Source organism: Xanthomonas sp. D-99 (assembly GCF_017746145.1).
GTDB lineage: Bacteria > Pseudomonadota > Gammaproteobacteria > Xanthomonadales > Xanthomonadaceae > Xanthomonas > Xanthomonas cissicola.
The window spans coordinates 84,743-103,922 of record NZ_JAGHWU010000045.1; the positions used below are offsets into that span (position 1 = coordinate 84,743).

Annotated in this window: 19 protein-coding genes; 10 read left to right on the top strand and 9 right to left on the bottom strand. The window is 65.5% G+C overall.

Going from position 1 to position 19,180, the window contains the following annotated elements:
* The first annotated feature begins 22 nt into the window (after positions 1 to 22).
* A complete protein-coding gene (locus J7360_RS15810) occupies positions 23 to 820 on the top strand; it encodes a M15 family metallopeptidase (protein ID WP_057658399.1) in 798 nt (265 codons plus the stop codon).
* A 75-nt stretch (positions 821 to 895) separates the two neighbouring features.
* Here the strand turns inward: J7360_RS15810 and J7360_RS15815 are convergent, their stop codons facing one another.
* The 5 genes from J7360_RS15815 to J7360_RS15835 all read right to left on the bottom strand — a co-directional run bounded on the left by J7360_RS15815 (position 896) and on the right by J7360_RS15835 (position 5,374).
* Positions 896 to 1,570, bottom strand: coding sequence for a DNA-3-methyladenine glycosylase (locus J7360_RS15815; protein WP_057658401.1), 675 nt, complete (start codon positions 1,568 to 1,570; stop codon positions 896 to 898).
* Positions 1,571 to 1,572: 2 nt separating this feature from the next.
* The gene (locus tag J7360_RS15820) at positions 1,573 to 1,944 is read right to left on the bottom strand and encodes a DUF423 domain-containing protein (RefSeq protein WP_003484359.1); all 372 of its coding nucleotides are present in this window, start codon (positions 1,942 to 1,944) and stop codon (positions 1,573 to 1,575) included.
* 96 nt (positions 1,945 to 2,040) lie between these two features.
* A complete protein-coding gene (locus J7360_RS15825) occupies positions 2,041 to 3,207 on the bottom strand; it encodes an SRPBCC family protein (RefSeq protein ID WP_007967544.1) in 1,167 nt (388 codons plus the stop codon).
* 329 nt (positions 3,208 to 3,536) lie between these two features.
* Positions 3,537 to 4,178 carry a response regulator transcription factor gene (locus J7360_RS15830; protein WP_005915638.1) on the bottom strand — a complete coding sequence of 214 codons (642 nt, stop codon included), beginning with the start codon at positions 4,176 to 4,178 and terminating at the stop codon, positions 3,537 to 3,539.
* A complete protein-coding gene (locus J7360_RS15835) occupies positions 4,178 to 5,374 on the bottom strand; it encodes a sensor histidine kinase (protein ID WP_007967548.1) in 1,197 nt (398 codons plus the stop codon). The genes J7360_RS15830 and J7360_RS15835 overlap by 1 nt, the downstream gene beginning before the upstream one ends.
* Positions 5,375 to 5,609: 235 nt before the next feature.
* On the opposite strand from J7360_RS15835, the gene J7360_RS15840 reads away from it, so the two are divergent.
* The 5 genes from J7360_RS15840 (at position 5,610) to J7360_RS15860 (ending at position 8,621) form a co-directional block, all read left to right on the top strand.
* On the top strand, positions 5,610 to 6,209 hold the full coding sequence (locus J7360_RS15840; protein WP_022559866.1) for a GNAT family N-acetyltransferase: 600 nt from the start codon (positions 5,610 to 5,612) through the stop codon (positions 6,207 to 6,209).
* Positions 6,210 to 6,212: 3 nt separating this feature from the next.
* The gene (gene minC, locus J7360_RS15845) at positions 6,213 to 6,956 is read left to right on the top strand and encodes a septum site-determining protein MinC (RefSeq protein WP_057658403.1); all 744 of its coding nucleotides are present in this window, start codon (positions 6,213 to 6,215) and stop codon (positions 6,954 to 6,956) included.
* Between the two features lie 35 nt (positions 6,957 to 6,991).
* A complete protein-coding gene (gene minD / locus J7360_RS15850) occupies positions 6,992 to 7,801 on the top strand; it encodes a septum site-determining protein MinD (protein WP_005930297.1) in 810 nt (269 codons plus the stop codon).
* A gap of 2 nt (positions 7,802 to 7,803) precedes the next feature.
* On the top strand, positions 7,804 to 8,061 hold the full coding sequence (gene minE / locus J7360_RS15855; RefSeq protein WP_003484370.1) for a cell division topological specificity factor MinE: 258 nt from the start codon (positions 7,804 to 7,806) through the stop codon (positions 8,059 to 8,061).
* A 68-nt stretch (positions 8,062 to 8,129) separates the two neighbouring features.
* A complete protein-coding gene (locus tag J7360_RS15860; RefSeq protein WP_007967551.1) occupies positions 8,130 to 8,621 on the top strand; it encodes a hypothetical protein in 492 nt (163 codons plus the stop codon).
* A gap of 172 nt (positions 8,622 to 8,793) precedes the next feature.
* Here the strand turns inward: J7360_RS15860 and J7360_RS15865 are convergent, their stop codons facing one another.
* Positions 8,794 to 10,110: a HAMP domain-containing sensor histidine kinase gene (locus J7360_RS15865; RefSeq protein WP_209034201.1), complete on the bottom strand. Its 1,317-nt coding sequence runs from the start codon at positions 10,108 to 10,110 to the stop codon at positions 8,794 to 8,796.
* Positions 10,076 to 10,792: a response regulator transcription factor gene (locus J7360_RS15870; protein ID WP_209034203.1), complete on the bottom strand. Its 717-nt coding sequence runs from the start codon at positions 10,790 to 10,792 to the stop codon at positions 10,076 to 10,078. Before J7360_RS15870 ends, J7360_RS15865 begins: the two co-directional genes overlap by 35 nt.
* Positions 10,793 to 11,008: 216 nt before the next feature.
* Here J7360_RS15870 and J7360_RS15875 point away from each other — a divergent pair, with 216 nt between their 5' ends.
* The 4 genes from J7360_RS15875 (at position 11,009) to J7360_RS15890 (ending at position 17,399) form a co-directional block, all read left to right on the top strand.
* Positions 11,009 to 12,742 carry a glycosyltransferase family 39 protein gene (locus J7360_RS15875; protein WP_209034205.1) on the top strand — a complete coding sequence of 578 codons (1,734 nt, stop codon included), beginning with the start codon at positions 11,009 to 11,011 and terminating at the stop codon, positions 12,740 to 12,742.
* Positions 12,743 to 12,841: 99 nt separating this feature from the next.
* Complete coding sequence (locus J7360_RS15880) at positions 12,842 to 13,606, top strand: phosphatase PAP2 family protein (protein ID WP_209034207.1); 765 nt, start codon at positions 12,842 to 12,844, stop codon at positions 13,604 to 13,606.
* Positions 13,603 to 15,270 carry a phosphoethanolamine--lipid A transferase gene (locus J7360_RS15885; RefSeq protein WP_057658406.1) on the top strand — a complete coding sequence of 556 codons (1,668 nt, stop codon included), beginning with the start codon at positions 13,603 to 13,605 and terminating at the stop codon, positions 15,268 to 15,270. The genes J7360_RS15880 and J7360_RS15885 overlap by 4 nt, the downstream gene beginning before the upstream one ends.
* Before the next feature lie 110 nt (positions 15,271 to 15,380).
* Positions 15,381 to 17,399, top strand: coding sequence for a M2 family metallopeptidase (locus J7360_RS15890; RefSeq protein WP_209034209.1), 2,019 nt, complete (start codon positions 15,381 to 15,383; stop codon positions 17,397 to 17,399).
* Positions 17,400 to 17,476: 77 nt separating this feature from the next.
* Here J7360_RS15890 and J7360_RS15895 read toward each other — a convergent pair whose 3' ends face one another.
* Both J7360_RS15895 and J7360_RS15900 read right to left on the bottom strand, forming a co-directional pair.
* Complete coding sequence (locus tag J7360_RS15895) at positions 17,477 to 17,881, bottom strand: hypothetical protein (protein WP_003484384.1); 405 nt, start codon at positions 17,879 to 17,881, stop codon at positions 17,477 to 17,479.
* A gap of 16 nt (positions 17,882 to 17,897) precedes the next feature.
* Positions 17,898 to 19,151 (bottom strand): multidrug effflux MFS transporter, encoded by a 1,254-nt coding sequence (locus J7360_RS15900; protein ID WP_099206606.1) that lies wholly within the window; start codon positions 19,149 to 19,151, stop codon positions 17,898 to 17,900.
* Positions 19,152 to 19,180 lie beyond the last annotated feature (29 nt).

Consider the following 19,180-nt stretch of genomic DNA (forward strand, 5'->3'; position numbering starts at 1 on the left):
TGGCAACGGCTAAGCTGCGTAGATGCGTCATCTTCAACGTGTACTCCTCAATACCAGCGCGATCGAGCTGTGGCCGGCCGATCTGCTGCGCGCGCGCGGCAATGCGGATGCACGTGTGCTGGCACAGGCCGACTGGCTATTGCGACGCAAATGCGATGGGCGCTATCTGGCTGCACATCTTCCGCAGGGTCTGATGCCGCTGATCCCGCGGCTGGCACGCGAGCCTGGCCTGGACGAAGCATTGGACCGTCTGCAGACCGCAACCGGCCGCATCGGCCAGGTACACGACGCCACGCTGCCAATCGACGGATTGCAGCGCCGACTGAGCCAGCTCGGGCTCGCCGCCGACGACTACGTGCAACGGACCGGCCTGCAGTTGATGGCCGAACCGGCCGCACTGCAGTTTGCCGGACGCGATCGCTTCGGCCGCCCGCTGTGGCTCAGTGCCAGCGCTGCACGCGCATGGCGACAGATGCGCGCGGCTGCGCTGCGCGCAGACATCGTGCTCGATGCGATTTCCGGCTACCGCAGCCACGACTACCAACTGGGCATCTTCGAGCGCAAGTTCGCGCGCGGGCTTACCCTGGAACAGATCCTGACGGTCAACGCAGCGCCGGGTTTCAGCGAACACCACAGCGGCGACGCACTGGATCTGGGCACACCGGGCGAGCCGCCGGCCGAAGAGTCCTTCGAAGCCACGCCCGCATTCGCCTGGTTGTGCAGCCACGCGCACGCGTTCGGCTACCGCCTGAGTTATCCACGCAACAACCCGCATGGCATCGTCTACGAACCGTGGCATTGGTGTTGGTCGGCGCGATGAGCCGGCCGAACGTCATGCGCCACGCAACCCGGCTGGACCCAACCGCCCGTCGCGTCTGCCCCGCATGCGAGCGCCCTACTCCTGCGAACGCGGTGTCGGCACCTTGGTTGCCACGCTGAAGTCGGCAATCTTCCACAGATAGAACGCGGCATAGGTGCGGTACGGGCCCCAGCGTTCGCCGCGTGCGGCCAGTTCCCCGGGGGTGGGCATCTGCTCCTGCCTGTCCACGCGCTGCGCCCCTTTGCGCACGCCCAGGTCGTCGATGGGCAGCAGATCCGGGCGGCCCAGGCGGAACATCAGCATCATTTCCACCGTCCAGCGGCCGATGCCGCGCACCGGCACCAGTGCCTGCACGATGGCTTCCTCGTCCATGAAGGCAAGCCTGCGCAGCGAGGGAATCTCGCCTTCGCTTTCGCGGCGTGCCAGATCGCGCAGGGCCAGCGCCTTGTTACCCGAAACGCCGCAGGCACGCAGCGCCGCATCGTCGATACGACCGAGGGTGTCCGCATGCAGCCGCTGCGCGCCGATCGCCACTTCCACCCGCGCCACGATGGTCGAAGCCGCCTTGCCGCTGAGTTGCTGAAACAGGATGGCGCGTGCCAGCGCGTCCACCGGGTCGAAGGGTTTGTGCCACCCCGGTTGCGGGGCGATCGGGCCGATGCGCTTCATCCACGCACCCAGTGCGCGATCGCGCCGGGACACGTGCGCGAACGCAGCCTCCACATCGAATCCGCGGGCATGGCGCGGCATGCTCAGCGCCTCAACGCACCAATGGCCAGCACCACCCAGCCCAGCATCAGGCCAACTCCGCCGACCGGCGCCAGGGTGGTCGGCCACTGCAGCAACGCCCCCCCGACCAGGCTGCCGGCAAACAGCAAGGTGCCGAGCAACAGCAGGTACAAGCCCGCCCGGCCCAGTGCGCGCGTTTCGGTGGCGCCCAGCACGGTGAGGACCGCGCCATGGCCGAACGCATACAACGACGCCACCTGCAGCCGCGACTGCATCACCGCATCGGCAACGCCGTGCGAGGCATAGGCCGATAGACCGACGGCAATGGCCGCCAGCAGGCCGCCGCAGAAGGCCAGCAGCGAGGGGTGTTTCTTACGACGATCGAGCAAAGACATGCAGGCAACTTCCGTGACAGCGCCGCAGCGCAAAAAAAAACGCGCCGCAAGACTGCGGCGCGTTTTCGTCTGGATCAGCTCATCGTGGTGAGACGATTACTTGATGGCCCAGTAGACGTCGTACGTGCCGTCCTGGGTGAACGACTTGTCCACGCCACCCTTCCAGGATTCGTACGGACGATCGGTCACGTCCATGCCGCTGGTGGCGGCCCAGGCACGCAGCGAGTTACGCACTGCATCCAGGCCGGCCATATGGCCTGCGTAGGTCGCAAATGCCGAACGGTGCGCCGGAACCCGCTGGTACTTCACCGGTGCCTCGGACGGAATGTTGAGCTTCAGCTCTTCGCCCGTTGCAGCCACCGGGGTTGCATCGGCGGGTGCCGCAGCAGCCGCGTCGTCCTTCTTGGCGTCGGCCTTGGCATCGGTCTTCGGAGCACCACCAGCGCGCTTGCGCACCGGCTGCACCACGTCGAAGGCGTACTTGTCGGAAGCGAAGTCGGTGGTCACGATGCGCACCGGGCCAACCGCCTCAAGGCCGTTGGAATCCATCACGCGCTTGATCCACTCCTGGTTGTCCTTGATCGACTTCTTGATCGTCTCGTTGTCACGATCGATGTTGCCCGCGGTGACGACCAACAGGTCCTCGGCCGGCACATCGACGATCTTGAGGTCGCTCAACACCGGCTTGCCGTCAAGCTCGGCGCGGTAGTCGAAGTTCGGCACGGTGGCCAGTGCGGTCGCCAGACGCGACAGACCCAGCTTCAGGTCGTCGCCCACATGGCGGCTGACGTACAGGCCGGCATAACGACCAAACAGGTTCCAGCCGTACTTGACGCTGTAATCCTGGGTGATCTTGACGTTCTTGTTGTTCTTGCCGGTCGGCACCAGGGTGAAATTGGTGACCTTGTCGTAGCCCTTGGTGGGATCTTCGATTGCGATCTCAACACGCTCGTTCTTGACGCTGTTGGTGATCTCCCAGCTGCCGTTGCCGATATAGCCCTCGGTGGAGCTGTATTCGACGCGTGCACCCTTGCCTTCTTCCGGGCCGGCCAGCTTCAGCTGGATCTTCGGGTCACGCAGCACAAGCGGGTTCCAATCCTTGAAACGACGGAAGCTGTTCACGGTGTCGTAAACAATCGTCATCCTGCGGTTGGTCTCAACACTCTCGGACATCTGCCGCTCCGAGGGCAACACCAAGCCCACCACGACAAACAAGCCAGCCACGATCCCCAAGGCGATCAGGAACTCGATAATACGGGTCATTCAGGAGGTCTCCGGGGCCGATCCCACGGCCGGGTTGAGTGAAGCGAAGCCACCATCCTAGCAGGCTTCGAGAAAGATGTTCAGTTGTGCGACGGGTAGCGCGGTCTTGCGGTGTCATTCACCGCGTAACGCGGCGCCTGGGGGATGCGCAATCCCAACCTGCACAAGGGCTTGGGCGATTGCGCGCCGCTATCATGCACATCACGCGCTGCGTGCGTGTGATGTTGCCGCTGCCAGGCGGCATGGGCCGCCCGTCTCGCGGTCCGACCGACGCTGCAGCGGCCTGAATGCGAGTCCGGCGCCTGCTGCAGGCGGGCGCGGCGCCGAGCTCACACCAGCTGCAGCTCGAACGCTTTCAGCACCGCGCGGGTGCGGTCGCGTACGCCGAGCTTGGAGAGGATGTTGGAAACGTGATTCTTGATGGTGCCTTCGGCCACGCCCAGCGAGTTGGCGATTTCCTTGTTGGAGAACCCGCTCGCCATCAGCCGCAGGATCTCGGTCTCGCGGTCGGTGAGCGGATCGGGACGGTCCAGGCTGACGAACTCGTTGCGCATGTGCTCCAAGCCCGACAGCAGGCGCTGGGTCACCGCCGGCTGCACCAGCGAGCCGCCGTCGGCGACGGTGCGGATGGCGCCGACCAGCTGTTCCAGCGAAACGTCCTTGAGCAGATAGCCCTTGGCGCCGGCCTTGAGCCCGGCCAGCACCAGTTGGTCGTCGTCGAAGGTGGTCAGGATGATCGTCGGCGGCAGGGCGCCGTTGCGCGAGAGCATCTGCAGCGCTTCCAGTCCGGACATCACCGGCATGCGCATGTCCATCAGCACCACGTCCGGCTGGATCTGCGGAATCTGCTCCACCGCCTGCTTGCCGTCGGAGGCCTCGGCCACCACCTCGATGCCGTCGTCCAGCGCCAACAGCGAGCGGATCCCCTGGCGCACCAGGGTTTGATCGTCGACCAGGCACACACGGATCATCACAACACTCCTTGGGTCACGGCCGCAGGCATCAGTGCCGGCGCGCCTGGAACGGCGATGCGCAGGCCAAAGCCCTCACCCCGCCGGGTTTGAATTTCGAGCTGCCCACCATACTGGTTCAGCCGCTCGCGCATGCCGCGCAGCCCGTTGCCGGGCGCGACCGCATCGGCGCCGTGGCCGTCGTCGCGGGCGTCGATCAGCACCGTATCGGCATCGCGGCGCACCTGGATCCACAGGTTGCGCGCGCCGGCATGGCGCACCGCATTGGTGATGATTTCCTGGGTACAGCGCAGCAGCACGTGGGCGCGCTCGGGGTCGTCCAGGGTCAGCGGCTGGGCGATATCCAGGTGGATATCCAGCGACGGCACCTGGGTCACCAGCGGGCGCAGCGCCGCTTCCAGGTCGATCGCGCCGCTGTCGCGCAGATGGCTGACCGCCTCGCGCACATCGGTGAGCAACAGTTTGGCCAGCGTGTGCGCCTGGCGCACATGCTCCTGGGCCTGGCCCTCGGTGATGTGGCCGGCCACTTCCAGGTTGAGACTGAGCGCGGTGAGGTGGTGGCCGAGCAGGTCGTGCAGCTCGCGCGAGATGCGGGTGCGCTCGTTGATGCGCGCGCTCTCGGCCAGCAGTGCGCGGGTGGCGCGCAGTTCGGCGTTGAGCCGGCGCTGCTCTTCGCGCGCATCGGTCTGCTGGCGGGCCACCAGGCTGGTGACGAAGATGAACATCGAAAATCCGCCATACAACAGCGACTGCATCAGCGCCGCGAACAGGGTGAAGTCCGGGCGCAGGTAGTAGAACACCGGCAGCACCGCCAGCTGGCTCAGCACCAGCCACAGCACGCCCACGCGCAGCGGCAGCAGCCACGGGATCACCCCTGCCGCCACCATCATCAGGATGCTGCCGAGTCCGGTTCCGCTCAGATAGCTCACCGCCAGCGCGCAGATGGTGAGCAGCAACAGGATCAACCGGTCGTACCAGTGCGCGTGACCGCCGCTGTTCAAGCCGCGGGTCAACCAGAAGTAGCTGGCGCCGAAGCCGATGAAGAATGCCGACATCATCACCGCCTCGGCCACGCTGCGGTGGTCGCCCTCTTCGGCCGGCGGCCAGTAGGTGTACACCAAGGGCATGACGATCATCGCCCAGGTGAACAGGCCGGCGAAGCGCAGGACGCGCGTATGACTGAGGTATCCCAACATGTCCGCATCTTAGGCGTAAGCGAGCGCGCTGCCCTCTTGCCGGAAGTCATGCATGCTGCGCGCGCACGGGTCGCGGATGTCGGGCCCGCACAGCGCCTGTGCTGGCGCGCCGTTGCACGCCGGCACCTGCCGCGCGCCGGCCGATCGCATGCGCTGGGTCGCCGCTTCAGGCCACGCATGTAATAATCCAACGCAGATCCGATTTCGGGTCGACGCGTTACCTCACGGAGTCCCAATGTCGATCGTCATCCGCGACGTGCGCGAGCACGAGCTCGATTCCGTCCTGGCCCTGAACAACAATGCCGGACTGGCGATCCTGCCGCTGGATTCAACCAAGCTGCAACGTTTCTATGAGCAGGCCGAGTATTTCCGCGTCGCCGAGCGCGACGGTAACCTGGCCGGGTTTCTGGTCGGTTTCGGAAGCGGCAGTGCGCACGACAGCAGCAATTTCGCCTGGTTCCGGGACCGTTACCCGGAATTCTTCTATATCGACCGCATCGTGGTCGCCAGCCGCCGCCGCGGCGGCGGCGTCGGGCGGGCGTTCTATGCCGATGTGCAGAGCTATACCGAGCTGCGCTACCCGCAGCTGGCGTGCGAGGTGTTCCTGGACCATGGCGCCGATGCGGCCTTGCTGTTCCATGGCAGTTTCGGCTTCCGCGAGGTTGGCCAGAACACCATGCCCGATGTGGAGGTGCGCGCCAGCATGCTGATGAAGGACATGTGCAGCTATCGGTGGGTCAAAGAGACCTATGGCGGCAAGTTGCCCGACCACTTGCCGTGGGTGGGACGGCCGCGTCATGCCGCCACCACCGCTAGCCCATCGACGGGGAGCTGAGTTGTGGCAAGTGTGAATGTGGATTTTGAACAGGCCGGCGAGCTGAAGATCGGCCAAGTGGGGATTGCCAACCTGCGCGTGCGCACCCTGGATGTGCCGCGGCTGGTGCAGGAAATGCGCGAACGCGTGACCCGCGCGCCCAAGTTGTTCGGCCGTGCGGCGGTGATCCTGGATTTCGGCGGGCTGTCGCAGGTGCCGGACCTGTCCACGGCCAAGGCCCTGCTGGACGGCTTGCGCGATGCCGGCGTGCTGCCGGTGGCGCTGGCCTACGGCACCAGCGAGATCGACCTGCTGTCCAAGCAGTTGGGCGTGCCGCTGCTGGCCAAATTTCGCGCGCAGTACGAGCCGACCGCGGTCAGCCCGCCGCCACCGCCGCCGCCCGTACGTGCCGAACCGGCACCGCCGGCCGCGCGACCGGCTCCGGGCCGGATGCAGCGCACCGCGGTGCGTTCCGGTCAGCAGCTGTACGCGGAGAACTGCGACCTGACCGTACTCAGTACGGTCGGTGCCGGGGCCGAGGTCATCGCCGACGGCAGCATCCATATCTACGGTACCCTGCGTGGCCGCGCTCTGGCCGGCGCGCAGGGCAACCCCGACGCGCGCATCTTCTGCCGCGACTTCCACGCCGAACTGGTTGCCATCGCTGGCCACTACAAGGTGCTGGACGATGTTCCCATGGACCTGCGTGGCAAGGCCGTCCAGGTCTGGCTGGAGCAGGATCAGATCAAGATCGCTGCGCTTGATTGACGCGGCCCAACCACAGAAATATTCGGAGAAATCCTTTGGCTGAAATCATCGTAGTCACCTCCGGCAAGGGCGGCGTCGGCAAGACCACCACCAGCGCAAGCCTGGCTTGCGGGCTGGCCAAGCGCGGCAAGAAGGTGGCGGTCATCGACTTCGACGTCGGCTTGCGCAACCTGGACCTGATCATGGGCTGCGAGCGGCGTGTGGTGTACGACTTCGTCAATGTCGTGCACGGCGAAGCCACGCTCAAGCAGTCGCTGATCAAGGACAAGCGGTTCGAGAACCTGTACGTGCTGGCCGCCTCGCAGACCCGCGACAAGGATGCGCTGACTCAGGAAGGCGTGGAAAAGGTGCTCAAGGACCTGGCCGCCGACGGCTTCGACTACATCGTCTGCGATTCGCCGGCCGGTATCGAAAAAGGCGCGTTCCTGGCGATGTACTTCGCCGACCGCGCGGTGGTGGTGGTCAATCCGGAAGTGTCTTCGGTGCGCGACTCGGACCGCATCATCGGCCTGCTCGATTCCAAGACCCGCAAGGCCGAAGAAGGCAAGGCCGTGCCGGCGTTCCTGCTGCTGACCCGCTACAGCCCGGGCCGCGTGGAAGGCGGCGAGATGCTCAGCATCACCGACGTGGAAGAAGTCCTGGGCCTGAAGGCGATCGGCGTGATTCCCGAATCCGGCGACGTGCTCAACGCCTCCAACAAGGGCGAGCCGGTGATCCTGGATGCCGAATCCCCGGCTGGCCAGGCGTACGACGACGCAGTCGCCCGCATCATGGGCGAGGAGCGCCCGATGCGATTCACATCCGTGGAGAAGAAAGGCTTCTTCAGCAAGCTGTTCGGAGGGTAAGCATGGGCCTGCTCGATTTTCTCAAGAGCAAGAAGAACACCGCCGAGACGGCCAAGAACCGCCTGCAGATCATCATTGCGCAGGAGCGCAACCACCGCGGCGGGCCGGATTACCTGCCGCTGATGCAGCGCGAGTTGCTGGAAGTGATCAAGAAGTACGTCAACATCGATGCCGATGCGGTCCGTGTGGATCTGGTCAAGGATGGCGAACACGACGTGCTGGATATTTCGGTCGCCCTGCCGGAAGACGGCGACAAGTAAGCGCAAACGACGGCACCGCGTTCGCAGGGTGCCGTTGTCGCATGTGACCCGACCGCGAGCCATTGCGTGTGACGACCGCCACTTCCGCAACACCCAGCGCTGCCGATGTCCTGTGCGTGGCCGATATCGGCCTGGACGCACCCGCCGCCCTGCTCGCGCGCTATGGCCTGCGCCTGCATCGCGTGGGGGCCGGTGCAGCGATTCCCGGCAGTTTCTGGGGCGAACCGGAAGCCGGCATCATCGGCTGCGATGTGTATGTGCGCGACGACACGCCGGTGCATTCGCTGCTGCATGAAGCCGGGCATCTGATCGTGCTGCCTGCGGAAAAACGCGCTGCGGTGCATACCGACGCCACCGATTCGGTGGAGGAAGAAGACGCCACCTGTTACCTGCAGATCCTGCTGGCCGAGCAATTGCCTGGTGTAGGCAGCGCGCGCCTGATGGCGGACATGGACAGCTGGGGCTATACGTATCGGCTGGGCTCCACGCGCGCCTGGTTCGAGCAGGACGCGGAGAACGCGCGCAGCTGGCTGGACGCACGCGGCCTGTTGCCTGCCTGAGCTTGCGCGGCGCGTTCAGGCGGCGGCCCACCCGCAGCGAGCAGCGTCTGCAGCGAACAGGCATCGGGCCGCTGTGGCGCCTTCGCAGGACCCGCGGCGGACGCGTGGCACCTGCAGTATCGAATAGCGGACGCACCGCCTGGCGTGAGTGCAGTCGGTTAAGTGATCGCCCTCAGGATCCCGTTGCCGTGGCGCCGGAGAGATCCAGCGTAGCCACCGTGCCCTGCCCGGCATTGGAATCCAGCTGCAGATGCCAGCCCAGGTGTTCGCACAAGCGTCCGATCAGTTCCAGCCCGATGCCGCTCCCCTGGCGGACGTTGCCGCGCGCCAGGCGCGTGTAGATGGCGCTGATCTCTTCGGGCGTCATGCCATGGCCAGGGTCGGCAATGCAGACCACGCCGGGCGCCGACAGCGAAATGCGAATGATGCCGCGGTCGCTGTTTTGGATGGCGTTGCGCAGCAGGTTGCCGATGGCCGTCTGCACGATGGCGACCGGGGCGACCACGCTGCACGGCGGCAGCGGGGCCACGACCAGTTGCAGATCCTTGTCGGCGCACAGGTGCGTGTGGTCGGCCACGATGTCCGGCAGCAACTGATCCAGCCGCAACGCATCGCTGCTGCGCACCAGCCGGCCAGGATCTTTGGCCAGCACCAGCAGCAAGGTGATCAACTGCTCGACCGAGGCGCTGGTCTGCGCGATGCGCTGCAGCTGGTGGCGCACCGCCGGCGGCGTGCCGGGCTGGTCCAGCGCCAGCTCCACCGCATTGCCGATCACCGCGATGGGCGTGCGTAATTCGTGGCTGGCGCTGTCGATGAAAGCCCGCTCACGGTCGACGAACTGGCTATTGCGCTCGAGATAATCGTTGAGCGCATCGGCAATCACGTACAGCTCGGCGCTGCCCTGTGGCCCGACCGCAATCTGCTGCGCGCGCCGCTCTGGACGCAACGCGCCGATGTCGCGCGCAAGTTCCACCAGCGGGCGCACCAGCCGGGCCATCGCATAGGCGCCCATCAGCAAGGTGATGCCGATCAGCGCGATGCCAGCGGCCAGCATCCAGCGGGTCAGAAATTTTTCCAGCGCTTCGAAATCGGTAATGTCCAGCACCAGGGCCAGGCGGCCGGCATGCGCGGTGTCGCGCACCATCACGGCACTCTGGCGGCCAGCGATCTCCAGACCGTCGTGCAAGCCGGGATGCAGGGTGCGCAAGACCGGCGGCGTGCGCGCGACGTCGTCGACCCGGTACAGCCGCAAGGTGTCCGAGTCCTGCCAACGGTAATCCGGATCCTGCAGGCTGCGCTCGAGGATGCTGTCCAGTTCGGAATTTAGCAGCGAGCGCCACACGCCGTGTTCGGCGCGTTCGTGCAGGTACTGCGCGGTGCCGAACACCGCCAGCGTCATCAACAGCGTGTAGCCGAACAACCATACCAGCACGCGGCGACCCAACGGGCGCTGTTTAGACATCGCTACAGTCGCCAGCGCCAGGCGCATCGGCCGCATCCAGCTGCGCCAGCCGGTAGCCGAGCCGCGGCAAGGTATGGATCAGTTTTTGCGCGAACGGGCCGTCCACACTGCGGCGCAACTCGTAGATATGCGAGCGCAGCATGTCGCCGTCGGGCGGGTCGTCGCCCCACAACGATTGCTCCAGGCGTTGCCGCGTCACCGCGGCCGGGCTGGCCTGCATGAGCACTTCCAGCAACTTGCGGCAGGCCGGATACAGGTGCAGCACCTGGCCGGCGCGCGTCGCTTCCAGCGTGGCCAGATCCAGGCGCAGGTCGGCCACTTGCAGCAGTTTGCCGCGGCGACGGCCGTGCGCACGCGCCAGCAAGGCTTCGATGCGCACCTCCAGCTCGGGCAACGCGAAGGGTTTGGTCAGGTAGTCGTCGGCGCCGGCGCGGAAACCGGCGATCTTGTCCGGCAGTTCGTCGCGTGCGGTGAGCATGATCACCGGCAGCTCGGAATGGTGCTGCTCACGCAGCCGGCGCAGCACTTCCGGTCCATCCATGCGCGGCATCATCCAGTCCAGGATCAGTGCGTCGTAATGCTGGGTGGTCGCAAGATGCAGGCCGGTGACGCCATCGGGCGCAGCGTCCAGGGTATGCCCGCGCGCTTCGAAATAGTCGAACAGGTTGGCAACCATATTGCGGTTGTCTTCAATGACCAGCAGCCGCATGAGCGGGGTTCCAGGACGGCCCGGCAGGCACAGTGTGCGCATCCTAACCGAGGCCGGCCAAACGCAACCGGTATCGCCGGTACGGCCTTCCAATCGGTTGCGCTCCAGCACCCGCGCACGACGATGCCTGCGCTGCGATGCGCGACCACGCGGGCTCGGCTCCGACAAAATTCCGACCCACTTGCCAGATAGTGTCTGCCCGCATTTACTCAGGGCGTGCGCGTGTCGCCTGCCATCGCTGCCTCCTCATCCCGCCAGCGCGCGCTGCTGGTGGCGTTGCTGTTGATCGTTGTCAGCCTGCTGGCCGGGCTGGGCATGCGCCAACCCAATCCGCCGGACGAGCCGCGCTTCGTGCTGGCCGCGCGCACCATGGTCGAGACCGGTCAGTGGCTGCTGCCGCACCGTGGCAGCGAGTTGTACGCAGAAAAACCACCGGTCTTCATGTGGCTGCAGGCGGCAACCTACGAACTGATAGCGCACTGGCCGGTGGCCTTCCTGCTGCCGTCGCTGCTGGCTGCGCTGGCCACGTTGTGGCTGACCTGGGATATCGCGCGCCGGCTGTGGACTCGGCGCGTGGCGGCCTATCCGGTGCTGGCCTTGTTCACGGTGCTGCAGTTCGGCCTGATGGCCAAGCGTGCGCAGATCGATATGGTGCTGGTGGCGCTGACCACACTGTCGTTGTGGGGAATGCTGCGGCACCTGCTGCGCGGGCCGGACTGGCGCGCCTGGACGCTGGGCCTGTTTGCTGCCGGCGTCGGCACGGTGACCAAGGGCGTCGGTTTTCTGCCGCTGCTGCTGTTGCTGCCGTGGATGGCGCTGCGGCGTACGCATTGGAGCGTGTTGCCGGCGCGCGCGCTGGCAGGACGCAGCTGGGGACTGGTGCTGCCGGCTTTCTTGGCCGGTACCGCGGTGTGGCTGGGGCCGCTGGGCATCGCGCTGTGGCACAGCGACGACCCGCAGCTGCATGCCTACGCGCACGAGCTGTTGTTCAAGCAGACCGGCACGCGTTATGCGCACGCTTGGCATCACGTCAAACCGTTCTGGTACTACCTGCAGGTGATCGCCACCTTGTGGCTGCCCGGCTGCCTGTTGTTGCCGTGGCTGCTGCCGGCCTGGTGGAGGCGATTGCGCCGCGGCGACCCACGCTATGTGCTGCTGCTGGCCTGGAGCATGCTGGTGCTGCTGTTCTTCAGCGCCAGCCCGGGCAAGCGCGAGGTCTATATCTTTCCGATGCTGCCGGCGCTGTGCGTTGCCGCGGCGCCCTTGCTGGCCGGGTTGTTGCGCCGGCGCGGCGTGCGAATGCTGCTGACCGGATATGTGCTGCTGCTTGCCATCGCCGGGCTGGTGCTGGGCGGCGGCATTACGCTGCATCTGCACTGGGCCGAAAACACTGCAGTGAAGCGCGGCATGGAGCTTGCCTCGCTGCAGTCGGTGGGTTTCTGGTTGATCGGCCTGGGCGTGGTCGGCCTGGCCGCGATTGCATGGTCGCGCGGTAAACGCGCGGGCGCCGCGCTGGTGGTCATGACTGCAACGCTGTGGACGGTGTCCGGACTGGGGTTGATGCCGGCGCTGGATCCCTACAGTTCGTCCGCACGTTTGATGCAGCGCGTGGGCCAGCGCATCGGCCCGGACGCAGAGCTGGGCATGCTGGCCTGGCGCGAGCAGAACCTACTGCAGGCCGATCGCCCGGTCACCGATTTCGGCTTCAAGGCGAGCTGGCAGGACCAATGGGCCAAGGCCGGCCCGTGGCTTGCGCAAGCGCCGCACACCCGCTGGCTGTTCGTGCTCAAGCAGGCGGTGCCGGCGTGTATCGATCCGGCGCAACGCATCGATATCGGCGAGTCCAATCGCAATCAATGGCAATTGCTGCCGGGCACGGCATGGCATGCCGGTTGCATCGCCACCGCGTCCGACGCCGAACAAACCGGTAGCGAAGGCGATGCAGACTGAACGCTTGGTGGCGGATTAACGGCCGAGCAACCCCGGTCCGACAGCTTTCCGACATCCGGGTTTCGAAGATGTCGGGCATTGACACAGGCCGCCATCTCGATGACAACGCTTCCCATCCGTGCGCCGACCGTGGCGCATACCGCCAGCGGCATGGAGACGCACTTCCTTGTGCGCCATCTGTGGCTGCCCCTGGCTTGCGTCCTGTTGGCGAGCGCGCTGCTGATGGGCGCCGGTGGCGACCAATGGGTTGCCGATGCGTTGTATCGGCTGGAAGGCGGGCACTGGCTACTCAAGGACCACTGGTTCACCAGTGGCGTGATCCACCGCGTGGGTAAATGGTTGAGCACGGCAGCCGGAGTCGGCGTGCTGGTGCTGGCCATTGTTGCGTGGTGCAGGCCACGCCTGAAGGTGCTGCGCTGGCCGCTGACCTACCTGGCCGCCTCCGTCGCACTGTCGACTTCGCTGGTGTCGCTGCTCAAGTCGTGGACGGCGATGGATTGCCCGTGGGATCTGAGCCGCTATGGCGGTACGCAAGCGATGATCGGGCTATTCGAATCGCGCCACGGTATTGCCGCGTCCGGTTGCTTTCCCGCCGGCCATGCCAGCGCTGGCTATGCGTGGGTGGCGCTGTATTTTTGTGCGCTGGCGCTCCGTCCTGCATGGCGGTTTGCAGGTTTGTTCATAGGCTTGGCAGCAGGTCTCATTTTCGGTGTTGCGCAACAACTGCGCGGCGCGCATTTTCTCTCGCACGACCTGTGGTCGCTGGCGCTGTGCTGGGTGAGCGCACTTGCCCTGTACTGCGTGATGCTGCAAAGGCCGCGTCGCGCGCTTGGATTGATGTTGCTCTCGGGGGATGCAGCATGAGTACCTGGTTGCCGGAACCGCGCAAGCGTAGTGGCCTGCGCGCGCTCACATGGAGTACGCGGCCGACGGTGTCGACCGAAGCGCTGGTGCTGCTGTCGAGCCTGTTTTTCGCGTTGGTGTGCAATCAGTTGTTCTGGCGCACAGCCATGGCCACGCATCCGGGCAGCATCGGGTTTGCGATCTCGTTGATGGCGTTGCTGGTGGCCGTGCATGCGCTACTCCTGGGCATTTTGGTCTGGCGCTGGAATGCAAAGCCGCTGCTGACGCTGCTGCTGTTCACCACAGCCCTGGCCGCGCACTACATGGACAGCTACAACGTCTATCTGGATGCGGACATGCTGCGCAACGTGCTGCATACCGATCACAAGGAATCGCGCGAGTTGCTCACGCCGGGTCTGATCCTGCCACTGGTGTGCTATTTCCTGATTCCGACCACATTGCTGTGGCGCACACGTTTGCGCGCACGCAGCGTGGGCAAGACGGTGCTGGTGCGATTGGGGTTCCTGCTGGTGGTGGCGGTGGTCGGCGCTGCTGGCGCCATGCTCTCGTCGCAGGATATTTCGGCATTGATGCGCAATCATCGCGAAGTGCGTTATTTGGCCACGCCGATCAATTACATCGTGGCGTTGCGGCAAAACCTCAAATCCGAATCGCCGATCAAGCGCGCGCCCAAACAGCCGATCGAACACGACGCCACGGCAACACCGCGCGCGCCGGGTAGCCGCCCGCGCCTGTTGCTGGTGGTGCTGGGCGAAACCGCACGCGCGCAGAACTGGGGTCTCAACGGCTATGCCAGGCAGACTACGCCGGAGCTGGCACAGGCAGGGGTGATCAATTTCCCCGACATGCATTCGTGCGGGACCAGCACCGAGGTCTCGGTGCCCTGCATGTTCTCCCCTTACGGCCGTCGCGATTACAACGAAGACATGATCCGTGGCCATCAGTCGTTCCTGCATGTACTGGAGCACGCTGGCATCTCGACGTTGTGGCGCGACAATCAGTCCGGCTGCAAGGGCGTGTGCGACGGGTTGGAGATCCAGAAGCTGGACGATGCCACCACACCGGGCCTGTGCGCCGATGGCCGCTGCATGGACGAGATCCTGCTGAGCGATCTGGCTGCGCAGGTGCGCGCAAAGCCTGGCGACCGCGTGGTGGTGGTGCATCAGCTGGGCAGCCATGGCCCGAGCTACTTCGAGCGGTACCCGGCGCAATTCGAACGCTTCAAACCGGTGTGCAAGACCGCGGACCTGGGCAGCTGCGGCCGCCAGGACATCGTCAACGCCTACGACAATTCGATCCTGTACACCGACCATTTCCTCAATCAGGCCATCCATGCGCTGCGCGGCCTGGCGGACTACGACACGGCGATGATCTATCTCTCCGATCATGGCGAATCGCTCGGTGAAAAAGGCCTGTACCTGCACGGCGTCCCGTATGCCATCGCGCCCAAGGAGCAGACCCATGTGCCGATGGTGATGTGGTTCTCGCCCGAGTTTGCGCGCGACCGGGGACTGGATGAAGCCTGCCTGCGCCACCGTGCAGGGCAATACACCGATCAGGATGCGCTGTTCCCGTCTGTGCTTGGGTTGATGCAGGTCAAGACCAGCGTCTATGCGCCCGAGCGCGACCTGTTCGCCAAGTGCACCGGCACCACGCTGCGCTGATCGCCAACGCCTGCCTCTGCCCGCCCCATCGCATGCGTGGCGGGCGCTGCCCCTTGCCCTGAAACCCGGCGCGCTCTAGCCTTCGCCGGACTTCACTGCAAGGACCACCCGTGAATCCTCGTTTGCTGTTGCTGGCGTTGGCCGTGGCTGCCGGCACCTTGAGCTTGTCGGCCTGCCACCGGGATGCGGCACCACCGGACAAACCTGTCGCGACCAAGACCGCGCCGGCCGAAAGCGCCGACCAGTTCGTTGCGCGCATCAGCGCCGAATACAAGGCGGCCTATCCGGAAACCACCGCTGCGCAGTGGCTGTCGTCGACCTATATCAACGGCGATTCGCAGTTGCTGGCGGCCAAGGCCAACGAACGCTCGCTGGCGCAGCTGGATCGGTGGATCGAACAATCCAAGCAGTACGCCGGCACACCGATGTCGGCCGACAGTGCGCGTGCGCTGCAGTTGCTCAAGTTGATGAGTGCCCTGCCCGCACCGCGCGACCCGGCCAAGCTGGCCGAACTCACCCGCATCGCCGCCAAGATGGAAGGCGATTACGGCGCCGGCAGCTACTGCGTGGGCGAAGGCGAGCAGCGCCGCTGCCGCCAGCTCGGCGAGTTGGAGCAAGTGCTGGCCAGCAGCCGCGACTACAACGAGCAACTCGACGCCTGGCAGGGCTGGCACAGCACTGCGCAACCCATGCGCAAGGACTACCAACGCTTCGTCGAGCTGGCCAATGAGGGCGCACGCGGGCTGGGTTTCGCCGACGTCGGGCTGCTATGGCGCAGCGGCTACGACATGCCGCCGGCGCAACTGGCCAGCGAAACCGACCGCCTATGGGAACAGGTCAAACCGTTGTATGCGCAGTTGCAGTGCTATGCGCGCGGCAAACTCGACACGCAATACGGCAAAGACAAGGGCGAGGTCGCCGGCGGCCTGTTGCCGGCCCATCTGATGGGCAATATGTGGCAGCAGGACTGGAGCAATCTATGGGATCTGCTGCAGCCCTACCCGGGGGCCGGCGATCTGGACATCACCTCCGCGCTGGAAAAGCAGTATCAGGGCAACCTCACCGCAGTGCTGGCACGCAACGCCGGTGGCGATGGTGGCGCGGCCGCACGCTTCAACGCCGAACGCGAAGCGCAGCTGCGCACCGCCAAGCAGATGACCGAACGCGCGCAGGATTTCTACACATCGCTGGGCATGCCCAAGCTGCCGGACACCTATTGGCAGCGCTCGCAGTTCATCAAGCCGCTGGACCGCGACGTGGTGTGCCACGCCAGCGCCTGGGACATGAACATGGGCGGCGAGGCGAACCAGAACATCGGCGCGGATGTGCGCACCAAGATGTGCATCAAACCGACCGAAGAAGACTTCACCACCATCTACCACGAGCTGGGCCACATCTATTACGACCTGGCCTACAACCCGTTACCGCCGCTGTTCCAGAATGGCGCCAACGATGGCTTCCACGAAGCGATCGGCGACACCATCGTGCTGGCGATGACGCCCAAATACCTGCAATCGATCGGCATGGTGGGCGAGCAACAGACCGGCCGCGAGTCGTTGATCAATTCGCAGATGCGCATGGCGCTGAGCAAGGTGGCGTTCCTGCCGTTCGGTTTGATGATCGACCGCTGGCGCTGGGGCGTGTTCGACGGCTCCATCACGCCCGAGCATTACAACCAGGCCTGGTGGGAACTCAAAGCCAAGTACCAGGGCGTGGCGCCGGTCAGCGCGCGCGGCGAAGAATTCTTCGACCCTGGCGCCAAGTACCACGTGCCGGGCAACACGCCGTACACGCGCTATTTTCTGGCGCATATCCTGCAATTCCAGTTCTACAAAGGCCTGTGCCAGGCCGCCGGCCATCAGGGGCCGCTGTACGAATGCAGCTTCTACGGCAACAAGGACGCCGGGCAGAAGTTCTGGTCGATGCTGCAGCGTGGTTCCAGCCAACCCTGGCAGACCACGCTCAAGGAACTCACCGGCAACGACAAACTCGATGCCGGCCCGATGCTGGAATACTTCGCGCCGATGAGCGACTGGCTGAAGCAGCAGAATCAGGGGCAGATGTGCGGGTGGCAGGCAACGGCTGCCACTCCGGCTACAACGAAGACTGCGCCTGCTGCAGCTCGTTGACACGCATTGCCCGTGTCATTGCCGGATCGCGGCAATGACAAGACGCCTTGTCGCTGAACGCGCTTCTGCGACCCGGCTCAATTGAGCTTGGTGCCGCCCTGCAACCGCTCGCTCAACCTGGTCTTGAACTGCTCGAACTCCATGCCGTCGGCACGGGCTTCGGCGTGCGCGGCGTCCTTGAGGGCGTCCGAGTAGGTCAGCCGCACCGGGGTGCCCTGGCGTTCGTGCAACTCGGCCGCGCGCATGATCAGCGCCAGCACCTGGGCGGCGCTGGTGCTTTCGCCGGCGATGCGGCCGTCCATGCCCAGCACCCATTCGCCGTCGCGACGGACGATGCCGGCCAACAGGGTGCGTTGCTGGTCGCGGAGTTCGGCATGCGGTTCGATCGGGGACACCGGCGCTGGATTGGCGGCGGCCTGGTTGCGCTGGCGCTCGGCGGCGCGCTTGCGGGCATCGCGGCGCAACTTGGAATCGGTGGACATGCAGGCTCCTGTGAGGTCAGAGATGGTCGGCCGGCTCCAGAGGCACTGCCTCGGTGGCCTGGCGGTGCCGTAGACGGCGGCCGCTGCGGCGCTCCCAGCGCCAGAATAGCCAGCCCAGCAAGAAAAAACCGGTCATGCCGATCGCCAGATGCCGCGGATGTTCGCTCAGCAGCGGCGACAGCACCCCGGCCACCACCGTATTGGTCATCAACTGGGTGAAGGCCTGCAGCGAAGACGCCAGGCCGCGCTGCTGCGGGTACATGTCCAGCACCGCCAGCGCCAGGATCGGGAAGATCAGCGCCATGCCCACGCCGGCCAGGAAGATCGGCAGCACCGCCCATGGCAGCGCAATCTGCGCCACCGCAACGGTATAGGCCAGATTGACCAGCGCCGCCGCCCCGCAGCAAATGAAGCCGATGCGGATCTGCCGCACCGGCTGCATGCGCCCGGCCATGCGCCCGGACAGGAACGAGCCCAGCGTCATGCCACCGATGGTGGGAATGAACAGCCAGGCGAAATCGCCTTCGCCCAGCTTCAGGTGCTGCATGATCAGCACCGGCGCCGAGGCGATGTACAGGAAGATGCCGGCGAAGTTGAACGACCCGGCCGCGGCCAGGCGCTGGAAGCGCGGGTTGAAGCCGATACGCACGTAATCCTGCAACAGGCACCTGAACTGCAGCGGCGTACGCGCCTCCACCGGATGGGTCTCCGGCAGCCAGGTCAGGGTTGCGATGAGCAGCACCAGGCCGAACACCACCAGAAACCAGAAGATCAACGGCCAGCCGCCGCCACTGAGCAGGATCCAGCCGCCGATGATCGGCGCGATGGCGGGTGCGATCCCGAAGATCATCGATACCTGGCTCATCAGCCGCTGCGCGTCCGGGCCATGGAACAGGTCGCGGATCACCGCCCGCCCGACGATCATGCCCACGCCGGCCGACAGGCCCTGCAGCGCGCGGAATGCCAGCAGCGTGGGCAAGTCTTGCGACAGTGCACATCCGATCGAGCCGGCGATAAACAAGGCCAGCCCGCCCAGGATCACCCGCTTGCGGCCCCAGGCATCGGACAATGGCCCGTGCGCGATGCTCATCAGGCCATACGCCAGCAGATAGACGCTGATGGTCTGCTGGATCGCCACCTGGTCCACCGCAAGGCTGCGGCTAAGCTGCGAGAACGCCGGGAAGATGGTGTCGATCGAAAACGGGCCGAACATCGCCAGCCCGGCCAGCAGCAGCGCCATGCGACGGGTGGAAGGCGTGGTGGGGGGCATTCAGGGGTCCGCGGCGGTAGTGCATGGGG

Coding starts and splice junctions, on each gene's coding strand:
- J7360_RS15810 (WP_057658399.1), top strand. CDS start 23: ATGCGTCATCTTCAACGTGTACTCCTCAATACCAGCGCGATCGAGCTG.
- J7360_RS15815 (WP_057658401.1), bottom strand. CDS start 1,570: ATGCCGCGCCATGCCCGCGGATTCGATGTGGAGGCTGCGTTCGCGCAC.
- J7360_RS15820 (WP_003484359.1), bottom strand. CDS start 1,944: ATGTCTTTGCTCGATCGTCGTAAGAAACACCCCTCGCTGCTGGCCTTC.
- J7360_RS15825 (WP_007967544.1), bottom strand. CDS start 3,207: ATGACCCGTATTATCGAGTTCCTGATCGCCTTGGGGATCGTGGCTGGC.
- J7360_RS15830 (WP_005915638.1), bottom strand. CDS start 4,178: ATGATCCGTGTGTGCCTGGTCGACGATCAAACCCTGGTGCGCCAGGGG.
- J7360_RS15835 (WP_007967548.1), bottom strand. CDS start 5,374: ATGTTGGGATACCTCAGTCATACGCGCGTCCTGCGCTTCGCCGGCCTG.
- J7360_RS15840 (WP_022559866.1), top strand. CDS start 5,610: ATGTCGATCGTCATCCGCGACGTGCGCGAGCACGAGCTCGATTCCGTC.
- minE (WP_003484370.1), top strand. CDS start 7,804: ATGGGCCTGCTCGATTTTCTCAAGAGCAAGAAGAACACCGCCGAGACG.
- J7360_RS15865 (WP_209034201.1), bottom strand. CDS start 10,110: ATGCGCCTGGCGCTGGCGACTGTAGCGATGTCTAAACAGCGCCCGTTG.
- J7360_RS15870 (WP_209034203.1), bottom strand. CDS start 10,792: ATGCGGCTGCTGGTCATTGAAGACAACCGCAATATGGTTGCCAACCTG.
- J7360_RS15880 (WP_209034207.1), top strand. CDS start 12,842: ATGACAACGCTTCCCATCCGTGCGCCGACCGTGGCGCATACCGCCAGC.
- J7360_RS15885 (WP_057658406.1), top strand. CDS start 13,603: ATGAGTACCTGGTTGCCGGAACCGCGCAAGCGTAGTGGCCTGCGCGCG.
- J7360_RS15895 (WP_003484384.1), bottom strand. CDS start 17,881: ATGTCCACCGATTCCAAGTTGCGCCGCGATGCCCGCAAGCGCGCCGCC.
- J7360_RS15900 (WP_099206606.1), bottom strand. CDS start 19,151: ATGCCCCCCACCACGCCTTCCACCCGTCGCATGGCGCTGCTGCTGGCC.